The organism is Allobosea sp. 01N443, assembly GCF_056399325.1.
Map to the genome: position 1 here is coordinate 1 of NZ_JBFTRC010000128.1, position 15,800 is coordinate 15,800.

At 62.9% G+C, this 15,800-nt stretch carries 10 protein-coding genes and 2 pseudogenes; 6 read left to right on the forward strand and 6 right to left on the reverse strand.

Going from position 1 to position 15,800, the window contains the following annotated elements; translation table 11 throughout:
- On the reverse strand, positions 1 to 6,914 hold a 6,914-nt coding region (locus AC1DRP_RS24990), incomplete at its 3' end, for a peroxidase family protein (RefSeq protein WP_476769842.1).
- Between the two features lie 237 nt (positions 6,915 to 7,151).
- Here AC1DRP_RS24990 and AC1DRP_RS24995 point away from each other — a divergent pair.
- Positions 7,152 to 7,583: a transposase gene (locus tag AC1DRP_RS24995; RefSeq protein WP_476769843.1), complete on the forward strand. Its 432-nt coding sequence runs from the start codon at positions 7,152 to 7,154 to the stop codon at positions 7,581 to 7,583.
- A gap of 26 nt (positions 7,584 to 7,609) precedes the next feature.
- Here the strand turns inward: AC1DRP_RS24995 and AC1DRP_RS25000 are convergent.
- The 3 genes and pseudogenes from AC1DRP_RS25000 to AC1DRP_RS25010 all read right to left on the reverse strand — a co-directional run bounded on the left by AC1DRP_RS25000 (position 7,610) and on the right by AC1DRP_RS25010 (position 8,658).
- Positions 7,610 to 8,231: pseudogene (locus AC1DRP_RS25000) on the reverse strand (ATP-binding protein).
- 92 nt (positions 8,232 to 8,323) lie between these two features.
- Positions 8,324 to 8,503 carry a Mu transposase domain-containing protein gene (locus AC1DRP_RS25005; RefSeq protein ID WP_476769844.1) on the reverse strand — a complete coding sequence of 60 codons (180 nt, stop codon included), beginning with the start codon at positions 8,501 to 8,503 and terminating at the stop codon, positions 8,324 to 8,326.
- On the reverse strand, positions 8,494 to 8,658 hold the full coding sequence (locus tag AC1DRP_RS25010) for a hypothetical protein (RefSeq protein WP_476769845.1): 165 nt from the start codon (positions 8,656 to 8,658) through the stop codon (positions 8,494 to 8,496). The genes AC1DRP_RS25005 and AC1DRP_RS25010 overlap by 10 nt, the downstream gene beginning before the upstream one ends.
- 175 nt (positions 8,659 to 8,833) lie before the next feature.
- Here AC1DRP_RS25010 and AC1DRP_RS25015 point away from each other — a divergent pair, with 175 nt between their 5' ends.
- The 4 genes and pseudogenes from AC1DRP_RS25015 to AC1DRP_RS25030 form a co-directional block, all read left to right on the forward strand.
- Positions 8,834 to 9,859, forward strand: a complete 1,026-nt coding sequence (locus tag AC1DRP_RS25015) for a class I SAM-dependent methyltransferase (protein WP_476769846.1) — start codon at positions 8,834 to 8,836, stop codon at positions 9,857 to 9,859.
- A gap of 171 nt (positions 9,860 to 10,030) precedes the next feature.
- Positions 10,031 to 10,345 carry a hypothetical protein gene (locus AC1DRP_RS25020; RefSeq protein ID WP_476769847.1) on the forward strand — a complete coding sequence of 105 codons (315 nt, stop codon included), beginning with the start codon at positions 10,031 to 10,033 and terminating at the stop codon, positions 10,343 to 10,345.
- Positions 10,346 to 10,648: 303 nt separating this feature from the next.
- Positions 10,649 to 12,424, forward strand: a complete 1,776-nt coding sequence (locus AC1DRP_RS25025) for a PHA/PHB synthase family protein (RefSeq protein WP_476769848.1) — start codon at positions 10,649 to 10,651, stop codon at positions 12,422 to 12,424.
- Positions 12,399 to 12,803: pseudogene (locus AC1DRP_RS25030) on the forward strand (DDE-type integrase/transposase/recombinase); the annotation flags it as partial. The gene AC1DRP_RS25025 and the pseudogene AC1DRP_RS25030, both read left to right, overlap by 26 nt.
- Before the next feature lie 542 nt (positions 12,804 to 13,345).
- On the opposite strand, the gene AC1DRP_RS25035 reads toward AC1DRP_RS25030, so the two are convergent.
- Complete coding sequence (locus AC1DRP_RS25035; protein ID WP_476769849.1) at positions 13,346 to 13,642, reverse strand: hypothetical protein; 297 nt, start codon at positions 13,640 to 13,642, stop codon at positions 13,346 to 13,348.
- Between the two features lie 353 nt (positions 13,643 to 13,995).
- Here AC1DRP_RS25035 and AC1DRP_RS25040 point away from each other — a divergent pair, with 353 nt between their 5' ends.
- Positions 13,996 to 14,205: a hypothetical protein gene (locus tag AC1DRP_RS25040; RefSeq protein WP_476769850.1), complete on the forward strand. Its 210-nt coding sequence runs from the start codon at positions 13,996 to 13,998 to the stop codon at positions 14,203 to 14,205.
- 590 nt (positions 14,206 to 14,795) lie between these two features.
- On the opposite strand, the gene AC1DRP_RS25045 is transcribed toward AC1DRP_RS25040, so the two are convergent.
- The coding region (locus AC1DRP_RS25045) for an ABC transporter ATP-binding protein (protein ID WP_476769851.1) at positions 14,796 to 15,800 on the reverse strand (1,005 nt) is incomplete at its 5' end.

Below are 15,800 nucleotides of genomic sequence, written 5' to 3' on the forward strand. Positions count from 1 at the left end.
CCGCCAGTCGATCCGCCGGCTGCAGCTGGTCCGGTCACGTGCATTTCATCCTGGGCACGCATGCCAACCAGATGGTCGGAGCCGCCGCCCGTATTGAGCACGACGTGGTGGGCCGATTCGAGAGCCGTCACGTCGACCGTGTCGTCACCTGTGCCGGAGTTCACCGTGATGGTGTTGAAGCGCAGATCCGAGGGGGTCAGGTTGCCGACCACGAGGACGCTGTCATTGCCGCCACCGGTATTGATCGAAATCTCTTCGATCTGATCCAGCTCGGCCACGACCGAGGCCGTACCCGTGCCGTTGCGGGTGATCACGATATCYGTGTTGGCATTGAGATCGCTGGCGAGATTGCCTGCGACTTTCAGCCACTCGAACCTGGAATAGATCGAGAAGACCTCGTCCGAATTGTCGCCGGTGATGCTGAAGGCATCGCCGACCGTTCCGTTGGCCCCGCCATTGACGACATCGCGRCCATCGCCGACCCGCCAGACGATGGCGTCGTCACCRGYGCCGGCATTGATCGTATCGTTGCCCCCGAGGCCGAAGATCAGGTCGTTGCCAGCCGAGCCGGTGATCGTCGTCCCGGCTGCCGTTCCCAACTGGGTGGTGTAGGCCGTCGCGCCGAACTGAACCTTTTCGATCGTCGTCAGCGTGTCGCGGCCATCGGCATCGCTTGTAATGGTCAGCACGCCSGCATTGGTCGTGGTGAGGGTATGGTCGAGCACCGATCCGGTGAACACCGCCGTRTCCGTGCCGKYGCCGCCGGTCAGTGCGTTGTTGCCGGCATTGCCGGTGAGGATGTTGTCGCCGGTATTGCCAGTCGCGYTGACATTCGCGGTTCCCGTCAGCGTGACGTTCTCGACATTGGCRTARAGTGCGAGGTCGAGATTGACCGMTCCGGTCACCGTATCGATGCCGCCGGCAGCGCCTGCAGCCTCGATGACCTGGTCCCKTTGAGCMGCCGTGCCKGYCACATCRTCGATGACATAGGTGTCGTCGCCGGCACCGCCGGTCATGACGTCGCCCGTAGTGTTGGGATTGGCGCCGCCATCGAGMMGATCGTTGCCTGCKCCGCCGTTCAGCGTGTCGGCACCGGCCCCGCCGCTGAGCACGTCGTTGCCCWGWCCRCCGRTCAGCGCGTCGTTACCGGCCCCGCCGCTGAGCGCGTTGTCGTTGGCATCACCGGTGATCGAGTCGTTGCCGCTCCCGCCGATGAAATTCTCGATATTGGCGATCGTGTCGGAAGTTGCGTTCGTGGTCCCCGACCCCGCAACGACCGCCGCGGTTGCGCCGTTCAGCGTCACGGTCAAAACCGCCGTTGCCGCCGAGTAATCCGCGGTGTCGATCCCGGTGCCACCATCGAGGACGTCGCGGACGGTGTCGACACCGGCGACCAGCGTATCGTTATCGGCGCCACCATTGAGCGTATCGGCGCCGGCTCCGCCATTCAGGACGTCGTCACCTGCCAGGCCGTTCAGCGTGTCGTTGCCCGCCAGGCCGTTGATCAGGTTTGGATCGGCCGTGCCGGTAATGGTTTCGTTCCCACCGGTTCCGACCCGGGCGACGATCTGGGAGGTCACCGACTCGGCAAGCCCGTCRCCATCGATATAGCTGACGATCACCCGATAGAAATTGGCGTCGTTGATGGTGCGGTTGGCGTTGGCCGTCGGCAGCCCGGCATTGGTCCAGGGTCCTGTTCCGGTTGCCGAGGTCTGCCATTGGTAGCGGATGGTGTTGGCAATGCCGTTGGCGTCGACGATTCCAGCGGTGCTGGCCGTCAGGACATTGGTGCCGGTGCTGGTGATCGTCGGKGCGCCGCTTGYTCGTGCCAGCGACACATCCGTGAACGTTCCGGTCGGAATGCCATTGGCATCGAAATTCGTGAACCGCGCGATCTCGATATTCACGAGCGTGTCGGTGCCTTCGTCGTCGATCAGCGGGATCTTGATGCCATCTGCCCCGAGGACCGGTGCCACGACAGTGTCGACGACTGTTACCGTGCCGTTGGCATTGCGCGTCAGCGTGAAGTCGGCGCGGCTGCCGTGGAAGACCGCCACGTCGGTATCGGTTGCCAGGGCGCCGTCGGAGATGATCTCGCGCACCGCTTCGAGCTGGCCCGGATTGATCTGTCCGGTTCGCATCAGGTCGGCGACCGATTTTCCGTCCCAATTGGCATTGCCGGTCCCCGAGATGAGGGTGGTCAAGCCATCGACCGTGAACAGCTGGGCGCTCGCCGGGTCCTTGGTGGCATGCACCGAGATCCGGACATTGAGCCAGCGGTCGCCATCGATCAGATCATTGCCGGCATTKCCRGTGATGGTGTCGCTGCCGGCGCCGCCGAGCAGGATGTCGCCACCATTGCCGGGGTCGAAGACAGTGGTGTCGGGAGCGAGATCGCGGAAATGCGAGCCAGCGACCGCCATGGCCGCGACGGTCGCCGCCGATTGTCCGATGACCGCACCGGGCGCCAGCTTGATGAAGTCCTCGAGCCCGCGGATCAGGTCGACGTTCTGGGACAGAAGCTTGCTGTCCGTCGCGGGCCCATTGACCGGGCCGGTTCCTGCGCCGACAGCGCCGACCGGAAAGCTGGTTCCGATCAATGTATCGTTGTGCTTCCAGCCCGAGGCGCYTTCCACCGAGTCGTTGCGGTCCCGCAATGTCAGCGCGAGCTGATTGGCGAAGCGCGAGATGCCGAGATCGATGACGCCGTCGGTTTCGTCTCCCTTCTGAATGGACCAGTCGAAGCCCAGCATGCCGTTRTTGCGCTGGATTCCGGCGCCCTGGACCATGATGTCGTCGCCGGACTCGCCATCATAGTCGGTGTCGTTGCCCTGGCCGTTGAGGATGTCGTGTCCGATGATCGGCGAGTTGAAGAACAGGTCCGAGTTTTCACCCGACAGACCGTCAAAACCCTCGCCTCCCTCGATCCAGTCATCCCCYTCRTTGCCCATCAGTCCGTCGGGYGCKGAACCGCCGAGAATGAAGTCATTGCCCGGGCCGGCGAACACTTCCTTGGCGTCCGTGACGCCCATGATGAAATCGTTGCCCTCGCCGCCGAACATGAGGGTGAGGCCCGCATCGCTGGCGATCACGTCGTCACCGGCTTCGCCGCGCAGGAAATTGTCCCCGAACGGATCCTCGATGATGTCGTCGCCGCCGCCGCCGAACACCTGGTCGGATTCCATGCCGGCATTCAGATAGTCATTGCCGTCATCGCCCCAGAGGGTGTCGATGCCCTTGTCGCCATACAGCCTGTCATTGCCCTCGGTRCCGCCGAGAACSACGTGTTCACCGCCGGAGAACTGCAGGATTCCGCCATCGAAGATCGGCTTGCCATCCGCATCGAGAACCGGCTGACCGTTGGCATCCAGGCGGGCCGTCCCTTCGACCCGGTGAACCTTGGGATCGATGCCTTGCACGAAAGGATCGGAGTGCACGGGATCGAGCAGGCTGCGATCGGCTGGATCGGTCCCGTCGCGCGCGGCAATGCCGCTATAGTTCTCCTGACCCGCCAGCTTGTCGAGCTCCAGGATCATGTCCGGAACCGACATGAGGTTGCCCGGAAGATGCGTCGAATGGAGATCGCCCAGGTCGGTATTGCGCATGACCAGGTCGGTGAACGAATTGGGCTCCAGCAGGTTCAGCAGGTTCATGCCCTGCGTGCGGCTGAGGTAATAGAACCGGTCKCCGTTYTGCAGGTGCTCCAGCTGATATTCGAACACGAAGTTGAACGTCGAGCCGAGCTGGCCGCCGAACTCGTTGATCTCCTCGGCCAGACCGCCGATCCACAGATCGACATGGTTCAGTCCGCCAAGGCTGTCGTCATGGGGACCGGCGCCGTCCGCCGCATAGAGGCCGGTCGCGTTCAGGAAGTCGAGGCGGTCAGCCGGAGCATGAATCGTATGCGCCAGGACCGGCGGCTGCATGGCGGCATTCGCTGGCACGGTCTGATCGGTGCCGAGCACGATGGCCATGGCGGCTGCACGCTTGCCCTCCGAGGTCGTCTCGGCGGCGATCAGCGGATGGGTGCCATAGGCTGCGATGAAGTTGACCACGGATAGCGGGTGCTTGATGTGCTGRGTGAAGTCGGCCCAGCTGGTATAGGGCTTGAGRTCGGCGCCGCCGGTCGTGGCGTAGATYTGMGCGCGCGCGTCRTTCAAGCTCGGRATGCCGGTGTCGCGAGCCCGGGCGAGGTTCAAGGCGGGAAGATCGAGCGGCAGTCCGAGCAGATTGTTCCGCAAGGCTTCGACGACGAATTCGTCGATTTCATTGCCGACCGAACGRGACATGCCGCGGATCAGCGCACCGGTYGCCACCTCGTCGCTGAATCCGACAGGGGCCCCAASGCTATCCCGGACGACGCCGCCGGCGGTGAATTCCTGCGGATTGAGGAAGGCCTGGATCAGGCCGACCTGCTGCGCATCATCGGCCGAAGCGTTGTCGCTGTTGACGAGCGAGAGATCATTGTCGAGCCGGTCCACGGTATCGACCAGCATCGAATGGCCGAAGCGATAGACGGTGTGGGCAAACTCGGCGACGATCGCCGGATTCAGATCGGCCGAGTTGGTGAAGACGAACGGATCGACATTCGGCTGAATGCGCCGCGCGAACTCCTCGAACACGAGATGCTGGTATTGCATCTCGGTGACGAAGCGGGCGGCCTGGAACAGACGCTCGCCATCCCAGTCCAAGGCATCGATCGCCGCAGCCTTTGCCAACGGGTCGGTCAGCGCGTTGATGGCATCGAGCTCGACCTGACTGATCGCCGTCCGGGCGTTGTCGGGATCGGCGGCGAGCCATTGATTGACGATGGCCACGTCGCCGGAGGCGATGATGGTGTCCTTGTTCGCCTCGACGAGGCGATTGTGCTCGGAATGGAAGATCGTGTGAACCGCGGTCAGCCCGATGTTCTCGTTGCCGCGGCCGTCGCCGGTCAGGAAATGCGAGTTGAGCAGTTCATCATCGTATTGAAGATTATGGCCCTGGCCGTCATCCGGGACGGGGTTCCCGACAATGCTGTCGGCGTCGGGCTGCAAGACGCCGCCGATCACCACCGGTACAGCAGTGTGCGCGATGTCGTTGAGGAAGGCATGACCGGTACCGATCACCTGGAAGACGGTTGCAGTCGCCCCCGGCAAGGGAACGAAACCTGCCGGCAGGTCGCTCGGAAGGATGTGGTGAATGTCCAGGCCGCCCGCCTTGCCCTCGACGGCAACCGTTGAAATGCGGGTCGTCACCCCGTCGTTTTCAAACACATTGACCATGACCTGGGCATAGCCATGCGTGCCCGGCGTGAACTTGCCATAGGCGTCGACGACGAGTTGCGGGACGTCGAGGACATCGGCGTCGTTCAACTCCAGCCCCAGCTTCTCYGCCGCCTGCGCCTTCACTTCTGCCCAATTTGCAATGCCGCCATGGACGCCATTGAGCAGGTGGCCGGTGTTCACGGCATGCGWGTCCGCGATGCCATCATTACCGACGGCGTCCACGCTGAACTTGTACTCCCGCAGGAAAACCTGATGCGAGGCGCTGGAGGTGTAGGTCTGGTTCTGGTCAACGAACGGCGTCGTCGTGTTCTGGGACTCGGTTCCCAGCGGATTCGGGTTGCCATTGGCGTCGAAGGGCGTCACCCGCGACAACGTCATGAAGCGGAATTCCGGCGCAAGGTCGTCCGCATTGCCGAGGATATGGTCCGGGCCGGCGATCAGCGGATCGTCGGCCTGGAGCGGGATGTAGATCGTGCCGTTGCTGCCTTTGGTGACGAGGTCGAGGCCGTGATCGAAGAACTGGCCGAAGAACGTCATCCAGGCGCTGTTTGGAGGCGAGAGGCCGACRTCGGGCGAACGGTCCTCGATCAGGATCGAACCATCATTGGACAACTCGAGACCGGCATCCGCGATGAGATTGACCAGGTGCTGGCCGGCCGGGTCGGCCACGGCCTGGGAGAGCGCCACCGCATTGGCCGCTGCAGCGGTCGCCAGSCCCTGGGCGGTGCCCTCGGCAAGGACGACCGTRTTGAATTCGGGAATGGTGACGCCGTCGCCGACGGCTCCCTGCACGGCCGTCACGGTCGCCACGAAGGTCGTGAGGGCGTTCACCTGGGCCTGGGCGCTGGCAATGTCCGCGGCTKCGGYAGCCGTGCCGGGCGCCTGAAGCGCAGCCAGGACGCTGGTTGCTGCCGCAAGGGCGGCCGTCGCCGCCGTGACGGCGTCGCCTGCRKTCGTCGMGAYGTCGACGACGCCATCGGCGGCCACGTCGGCGCGAAGCGCCGTCAGGCTCGCAAGCGCGCTGCTGATCTGGGTCTGTACAATTCCCGCAGCCGTCACGGCCTGCCCGTAAGCTAACGCCGTTGCCGCGGCGAAGGGAGCRGCCGCGGCMGCCGCATCACGCGCGGCCAGGATCAGATCGGCRGCGGCTGCCGCSACGGAAGACCCTGGCGTCAGCGAAATACCACCGGCCGCCGCACTCCTCTCGAGCGCCGCGATCAGGGCAGAYCTGTTGGTCAGCGTCTGATCGACGATCAGGTTCGAGATGATGCGAGGRTCGGCATCCGCGACGCTGTGGACGTTCACACCCGGCTGGTTGCTCGAGGTGGTGATGGTGGGGTCGTAATTGGTATTGGTGACGACCGGTGCTCCGGGGGGGCCGAGCGGCATCATGTCGCCATCGGCATCATTGATGTAGGTCGGGGTCAGCAGCCGCGGGAAGATTTCGTCCGCAGCGCCGGCCTGGCTCTGACCTGGCAGGAGATGATTGTTACTGCCATCGACCGTTCTAAGGCCGATTGGCAGCAAGGATGCATCTTGACCGATAATATCGACAAGACTTTCACCCGCAATATTACGCTCAGCAACCTTGATCTGCTCAAGAATCTTGTTCAGATCGGCGAGATTGACAACAAAGCTCGAAGCCATGATGGACCCCAAATTGCAAAACGCGGATTAATATTAGGGGCACATTAACTCCACCAACGTATAGGTGGTTAGAGGACAAGGTCACGGTATTTTCGGGACCAGCGCGTGCCTTTGGGGGGCCGCTGGTCTGTGCCCATTGGGGCCGAAACCTCCGACCTTGGTCTGAGGGCGTGGCAGCGAAACCTGYGACCATGGTCCGGTTCGTTCGGCTCTCTCGGTGCCGCAACCAGGCGGGCGATGACGCTGTCAGGCGTCGGTTCCATCGCACCATTGACGTTCAAGGCCGCCGTCTACGATCCGACACGGCTCCGGCGGTCAAAAACAGTGGCGGCCCACTTCGTGCTCACGCCGCACCACGACCAGTCAGGCGAGCGCGACAACCCGGGGCGGACATCGAAAGCCGGCGATGCCGAGGTGCGCTCGGCGCTGTTCCTGGCCGCGAACACGATCATGAACGGTCGAGGACAATCGTCGCCACTGCGCAAGTTCGGCGCGCGGCTTTCCCGGCTGAAGGGCCGCAGGCGCGTGATCGTCGCGGTGGCCCGCAAGCTCTCGCGGGCGTGCTGCACTAGAGGTGGACCGCCGGCCCCATGTTACTCGAGCCGGCTGACCGCGCGAGAAATTCGATGCTGTCCACCGCCATCCGAAACTGACCCCACTCCGTCATAAAGAACTGACCCCCAAGCCGTTTCCTCTCAGGAGGTTGCGGGTTGATGCGTCGCAGCAGCCTTTTGCAAAAGGCCGCTGCGACGCTTTTCACGGAGCCGATAGCTGTCTCCGCGGATGGTGATGACGTGGCTGTGGTGCAGGAGCCGATCGAGGATAGCTGTCGCACGATCGGATCGCCGAAGACCGAGCCCCATTCTCTGACGGCCCGGTTGGAGGTTACCGGCATCGCGCCCAGCTTAACGACGGCTGACCAGCTGGAAGAACAGATGCGCGGCGTCGAGCTCGAACGGCAGATAGCCACGTTCAACGACGATCAGTGGCTTCGGCTTGGCGTAGTGGCTGAGCCTCTCCTCGAGGCGCCCCTCGGCATAGGCCTTGGCTAGTTGCGCGACCAACGTCGTCGCCGGCGTGAAGCGAGTAGCCTGTGACGATGGCTTCGCGTCCGAGCGCGACCGCCAGATGGGTCTTGGCCACGCCCGGCGGGCCCCGAAGCAGGACCGCCTCGCCATTGGCGATGAATCGTCCCGTAGCGATCTCGCGGATCTGCGCCTTGTCGAGCGAGAAGTGTGCCCCGAAGTCGAAGTCCGGTGAGATCGCGCACGTAGGGAAAGCGCGCGAGCCCGAAGGACATGTCGATCCGGCGCTGATCGCAGCGCACGACCTCCCGCTCGCAAAACAGCGTCAGCGCCTCCCGGATCGTTGAGTTCGCGGCGGCCGGCCTCGTCGATCCGGAAGTGATCTTAGCGGAGCGAGACGAGCCACTCGGCCGTTCCGACTAAGGCGGCCAGATGAGCATCGTCGACGATCCGGCCATGACGCCCCTTTAACTCGGCATGGTTGACCACCTCCCGCCCGCCATGATGGATGCGCACGATCTCATCGCCGGCCGTGACCCGGACCCGCTGGCCGATCAGCGCCACGGCACCGAATAGGTGTTGGCGTCGATCGCCACCGCACATTCGGCGACCGCCTTGATCATCCTTCGCATGAACGAAGCCAGCAGCGATTGCGCCAGGACGGCGTCTCGGTGCCACGGGAGAATGTTCACTCGGACGGCCTGGAAATGCCGGGTCATCCTCCATTCGGAGGATGTCGAGCCTTTGCCTCGCGCCTACCAGAGACAGTCTTGGCTCGCTTGGGCGCAGCTGACCTTTGAAACCGAAGCCCCGGGCAAATGGAGCCCTCGCATAGCGTGCGACCTGGATGCCGACCGTGGGCGTCGCGGCCTCCAAACTCTCGCAGGCGTCTCGATGACCGTCTGGCCGGATGAGGCGGGAGCTCGAGCTCAGCGGCGACCAGGCCTCGATGGGTACGCACGATGCCGGTTCGGTCGTCCCGCTCGCTGTGTTGTCGGTAGGGTTCCAATTGATCCCCACGCCTGGAAAGGGTGGCATGGCCCCGAGCGCATCTGCTGGCGAGAGGCAATCGGCGATTCAGCCTGGGAGATTGCAATGCCGGTCGTTCAAATGCGTCCACACACTGACGATGTCTGCGATCACACGACGGCGGCCGAGGTCGATCGCCTCAAATCCGCCTATGCGAAATATGCGGACAGGGATCGCGTAAACCCGGAGAAGGAGAAACGCCCCGGACGCCTGCGCATGGTGCGCGATCGCGATATCGCCCTGTACCGGTTGCTTGATCGCGAAACGACCCCTCCCCTCAAGCGCTATCGGGTCCTGGATCTGGGCTGCGGGACAGGGGATCTGATCCACCAGTTGCAGCGCTACGGCTTTCCCAACGACCGTCTGTTCGGGGTCGACCTGCTCCCGGAAAGCCTCGCAACCGCCAAACGGAAATGCCCGGACGTATCGTTCACGGAAGCGAATGCCGAGCACGTGCCGTTTCCCGACCAGCGTTTCGATTTCATCCTGGTTTTCACGGTGTTCTCCTCGATCTTGAGCCCCGGCATGGCCAGTAACGTAGCGCGCGAGATCACCCGCGTCCTGACGCCGGACGGAGTKATCATCTGGTATGACCTGCGCTATCCCAATCCCTGGAACCGCAATGTCAGGGCCATGACACGGCGCCGCATCCAGGACCTGTTTCCTGATTTCGAGATTGAGCTGACCTCGAAAACGCTGCTTCCTCCCATCGCCTACCGGCTCGGCACACTCACAGACCCGCTCTATCCGACGCTGGCCCTCGTCCCCGCCTTTCGTTCCCACTATTTCGGCATGCTACGCAGTGCGTCCTCAGGCGTGATAGAATATGGAAGCACCGAGCCCTCGCCATCGCGCGAAAACAGCAAGCCGCCTTTCGGGCCGATGCCTTAATGTGAGAGCGCCGGATAACCGCGTGCTGTAGGCTCCTCCGCGACAGCGGATCCTGGCCTGCACCTCGGTGGTGATCCGATCGATCGACAGATTGCGGCTTGGGGCATCGATGCTGCTGATGCGGCTCATGGGGAGCCCGCGTGCGCTGACCATGTCCGAAATCAGATCGACATGGTCCACATGGTCCAGGCTGCCTTGCAGATCGATTTCGAAGTAGCGTTGAAGCGGACCGATCTTCTGCCAGCGATCCCGAAGGCGCACCTCCAGGAGGGGGCGTGGCGCCTCGAAGCGGATGAGCAGGTCCGGTTTCGGCACGATGTCGAGCGCGCGTGCGACAGGGTCGCGGTCGGTTATGCCGCTGAGCAGGATGAGCGAGGCCACCGCCTGGACCATACCCTGATCGAAGATCGTGATCGCATCGGAGGCTTGTCCCGCAGTCCATTGGTGATGGAGCAGGGCCAGGTGCCAATAAAGACGAACGAATAGCTCCCGGATCACTGGCGCATTGAAGGCGGCGCAATGAGTGGCATCAGCGCTGCGTCGATTCGCCGATCTCCGACGAGCCCGCCGCCACCGAGGCGAGATTGCCGCGGACTCCTCTGAGCTTGGGAGCCCGCGGGCCTCTGATGAAACGTCCCTGTATTTTCGCCCCGATATTGCGCCACCCTGCCGCCCAAGTAACTCGAGGAGGCCGACTAGGAATTCTTGATGAACTGAATTCGGGGCCGCGCTCGATCGGGCACTTTCTGCCACTCTGTTCGCACTGAGGCAGAAGCTTCCGAGCGCAGCATGGCTGTGGACAAGGGGAACGGGATGGACCAGTCGAGAATGGCCGACCAAACCGCCGAATTCGTCGGGCTGATGCAGCGCGCGCTGGATCTTTCGCTGTGGAGCCACGCCAAGGCGGTCGCACAAGCTGCCGGGCAGGATTACTCAGTGGTCGATGCCAAGACGGTAGCCAACGCCTACACCCAGGTGGCGCTGCAACTCCTGAAAGATCCCTGGGCGCTGGCCGAATTCCAGATAAACTTGTGGAGGGACGCCTCAAGCGCCTGGCTCGAAGCTTGGTCCGGCCCGGGCGAGGACAGCAGTGACCGACGCTTCCGCGACGGTCGCTGGAGTTCGGAACCGTTCAGCCGAGGGTTGCGCGACGTCCACCTGGCAATCGAACGGGCGGCTGAGAAGTTTCTCGGGTCGCTGCCCCATGACGGCAAGAACAACCTGCGCGTCCGCTTCTATACCCGGCAATTGCTCAGCGCTCTCTCGCCCAGCAACTACTTGGCGTTGAACCCGGCGGCGCGTGACCGTTTCTTGGAAACTGAAGGACGCAGCTTGCTAGATGGATTCCGCAACCTGCTGGACGATCTGGAACGCGGAGAGGGGAGGCTCGACATCGCCACCCACGACCCCAAAGCCTTCCACGTCGGCTGCGATCTGGCGTCGACACCCGGCCAGGTGATCTGGCAAAACGAACTGATGCAGCTCATCCATTACGAGCCGCTGACGGAGATGCAGCATAAGCGCCCGCTGCTCTTCGTGCCGCCCTGGATCAACAAATACTACATATTCGACATGAAGCCGGACAGCAGCATGGTCCGTTACATGCTGGCGCAGGGCCACAGTGTCTTCCTGATCTCGTGGGTGAATCCCACGAGTGCGCACGCCCATCTGAGCTTCGAGGATTACATGCGCCTCGGCCCACTCGCGGCGCTGGACGTGATGGGTAAGGCGACCGGCGAAATAAAGTTCGACATCCTCGGCTTCTGCATCGGCGGGATCCTGGTGGCGGCCACAATGGCTTGGATGGCGGCGCGCAGCGACAAGCGTGTCGCGACAGCGACGATCCTGGCCACGATGGTCGATTTCACTGATGTGGGCGAGATTGGCGTCTTCATCGACCGCGACCGCCTTCAGGTTCTGCGCGAGCACATGGCTGAGAATGGTTACCTGGAAAACCATCACTTGCAGGACATGTTCTCGATGGTTCGCGAGAACGACCTGATCTGGTCTTTCCATGTGATGAACTATTTAATGGGCCGCAAGCCGCCCGCGTTCGATCTACTGTTCTGGAACAGCGACAGTACTCGGCTGCCCGCCGCGATGCTGCTGTGGTACCTGGAAAAGATGTATATCGAGAACGGCTTGCGAAAGCCCGGCCATTTGACCATGGACGGTACGCCCATCGACCTCGGTAAGAGCGACGTTCCCTTCTACGTGCTTGCCACCAAGGAAGACCACATCGCGGTCTGGACCTCGATCTATCCAACCACGCAGCTTCTGGGCGGCGAGACGACCTTCGTGCTGGGGGGCTCAGGCCATATCGCGGGGGTAATCAATCCGCCGGGCAATCGGTCAAAGTATGGCTACTGGACACGGAGCGACTATCCCGAAAGCCCGCAGGAGTGGCTGGCTGGCGCCGAAAAACACGAGGGGTCGTGGTGGCCTCACTGGTTGGCCTGGATGGAGGCCCATCGTGGCGCCGAGGAGGTTCCCGCCTACCGGCCCGGTACCGGCGGGCTGAAACCGATCGAACCGGCACCTGGAAGCTACGTTCGGGCAGGCTGACCGGCTCCTCCATGTCGCGATCGACGATGCCTCGCGGCTGGCTTTCGTCGAAGTTCTGCCAAGCCTCGACCGGGACGACGCGACGGCCTTCCTCGAACGCGCGCTCGCCTGGTTCGGCCGTCTCGGCGCCACGGTCGAACGGGTGATGACCGATAACGGCTCGGCCTATCGCTCGAAGCTCTTCGCAGCCGCGCTCGCAAAGGCCGGCGCCCGCCATCTCCGCACCCGGCCCTACACCCCGCGAACCAACGGCAAGGCCGAGCGCTTCATCCAGACCAGCCTGCGCGAATGGGCCTATGCAAGACCCTATCAGAGCTCGGCAGAGCGCCAGGCCGCCATCGGACCATGGGCCGACAACTACAACCTCTCCCGCCCTCACTGAGCCCTCGGCGGAAAGTCGCCATGGACAAGACTGAACAACCTTCTTGGAAACGACAGCTAGCTGTCCGAAGGTTCGAAAGGCGGCGCGCTCGGCCCGGAATGTCATCTGCGTTGGGGCAAATGCTGGGATACGGAACATCGCATCGGATTTTAAAATGTAATTTCAAATACTTGCAGATCACGTTCGGCGGATCATCCCTCCGCCCTTTGATCCAATCTGGCCGAATTAGTTCCGGGCGCCAACTTGAGCCTTCCTCGCCCAGCCGTGAAGCCAGATACCCTAATCCGTGGGCTCGCACACACCATGGCGTGCGGCTCTTCGCTTCGCGCTTTCGCGCTCATAGCTAGGGACTGACTATGGCCCCATACGCGGCGTGGACTTCAGCCCCGCCACCGCTAGCGCTGAAGCAAGTTCAACGCCCCCACCTGGACGCATCGGCGTCAAGTTTTCCGGGTAAGTATTGGATTACAGCGGACTGAGACCTCTGGACAATCGCAAGCCAGGTCAGTCGGACCAGACTGCGCAACTGATTGCTTTGGTCAATTTGCGCTTTCCGAGTATCCGGGGGAGTTCTGCGCATCAGCTCCAGCTATTAATTGGTTGAGGGAATCACGAAGATTCCGGAGGCTCTCCGTTGGAAGAACGATACGAGCACGAACCACCGCGACCTGCTCCATGGCAGGCGTAGACTGGAACAGTGCGGCGGCATCTAGCTGGACATGGGTGAATGTTAAGGTTGTGAGCCCACCGGCACAGGAGCAGTTGTAGGGACCGACTGCGAGGATCTCGGGCACGTTGTTGGGGTCAATGACTTTAAAGATCGGATTGATCTCCATACCGATGCCTCTATCGATTGTATTGATGTGACGATATCCACAGCAGGCGGCGCAGGCGACTCATGTGCTGGTTTAGGTCTCGAGACCGATATCCAGTATGTCGGATCGAGCGGCGATGTCGCCTGGAATCTATGCACCTCGTGGGCCGGCAGAGGCGGTGATGTCGCCAGCTATTTCCGCACGGTGCGCACCCGCTGAGGTGTGGGAGACACCGGCCAGTTGCCGGTCGATACGCCCCGTTAGGACAGGAACTTCGGAGCGAGGGGTCTCCGGAGTAGCAAGTCCTCCGCGGCGCTCGATGCTCCGCTAACGAAATTGCTGGTAGGCGCTCGCCGAGAGTGGACCGAAGGCGGATGCTGACGCGCGATGAAATCTGGATTTTGCAATTGTTTCGGCCAGACACCGGCCGCGTCGATTTGCGGCCGAGCAAGTCGCGCGACGAACTGATTCGCAAGGGTCTGATCGAATGGGCGCCCGCGCCAGCGTGGGCGGGCTTTAGCACCTACGCTCTAACTGAGCGCGGGCGGGCGGTCGTGGGCGTGCTGCCGAGGGCGCCGGATTGATCAGTTGCGAGGATACGAGGGAAGCAACCGAGTTGAAGGGCTCGACCGAATCAGCTTTCGGACCGAGATCGAAAGGCCAGGATCGACCCAAGTAAGACGTTCGCGGCAGCCCGCCAAACGGTGAAGGATGCCCCATTGTTGACGCTGGCGACGTCCGCTTTCCGGCAGGCTGCTGGGGACTTAGCGCAATGTGTGAGGAATCATCGCAAGCGGCTCGCGAAATTCAGGAGCTCCGCAGGGGGGCAACGACTTCGAGCTGATGGATGCATTTGATGCGACGGTCCTCGGAGAGCAAGCGATGCCACGCTTGGGTCCATCGAGATCGCGGTAACCTTTGAGGCAGTTTGCTGATGCGTTCCGGAGGATCTGCATGAGATCGGAGCAGCTGATCGCGAGGCGTTCAAGCAGTTGACGGTTCTCGGAGCCGTTCGACGTGTGCCGGGAAGGAGGCCCCTGGCGATGTTTGGTCAACTGGGAGAACGGCGTTGATGCTTGCAATCTTCATCTTATTTTCCGTCCTTTGGCTACAGTGTTCCCTTCGCCGCGCGCGGCTCGTCCGGCACTGGAAGCGGCCTGCTTGAACGCTGGGGTCAGGCCGACGCGCGGTCGGCGAAGATCCACACGCTCTCGGCCGGAAACTCGCACCAGGCAGGCCCGGGAGCGATGGGGTGCGGCCCGAACGCACGCAGATGCGCGCCGCCCAGCGACATCCGGTATTCCCAGTGCTGCCCGAGATAGATGCTGGCTTCGATCTCGACCGGAACGCGATTCTGGCCGGGGCCATCGGCGACCCGCACCTTGTCGACGCGGACGACCGCGACCGCGGCCTGAGAGGTCACCCCGTCCTGCGCGGAGCCGGCCAGCTGCCAGCCTGCGCCATGAATGGAGGTCACCCCGCCAGGCCCGGTACGCGCCTCGCCATGAAGCAGGTTGTTCGCGCCGAGGAACTCCGCGACATAGCGGTTGCGCGGGTTCTCATAGATATCGATCGGCGTTCCCTCCTGAAGGATGGCGCCGTCCTTGAGCAGGATCACCCTGTCGGACATCGCCAGCGCTTCGCTCTGGTCATGCGTCACGATGACGGCACAGAGCTGGAGGTCAAGGATCAGCTTGCGGATGAAATAGCGGGCCTCGTCACGCAGCTTCGCATCGAGATTGGACAAGGGCTCGTCGAGCAGTATCGCACGCGGCTCGTAGACCAGTGCCCGGCAGATCGCGACGCGCTGCTGCTGCCCGCCCGATAGCTGGAACGGATAGCGCTCGCCCAGATGTCCGAGCCCGAGCCGCCCGAGCATCTCGGCGACACGCCGGCCGATGTCGGCTGCCGCAACGCCGCGAAGCTTCAGGCCGAAGGCGACATTCTCCGCCACCGTGCGATGCGGCCAGAGCGCATAGGACTGGAAGACGAGTCCGATATCGCGCTGCTCCGGCGGCAGGCTGAAGCGGCGCTCGACATCGAGGACAGGTTTCCCCCCGATGGTGATGCGTCCCTTTGACGGGTGTTCGAGCCCCGCGATCGACCGCAGCAGCGTGGTCTTGCCGCTGCCGGAGGCGCCCAGCAAGGCGACGATCTCGCCGCGGCGCCCCTCGAAGGT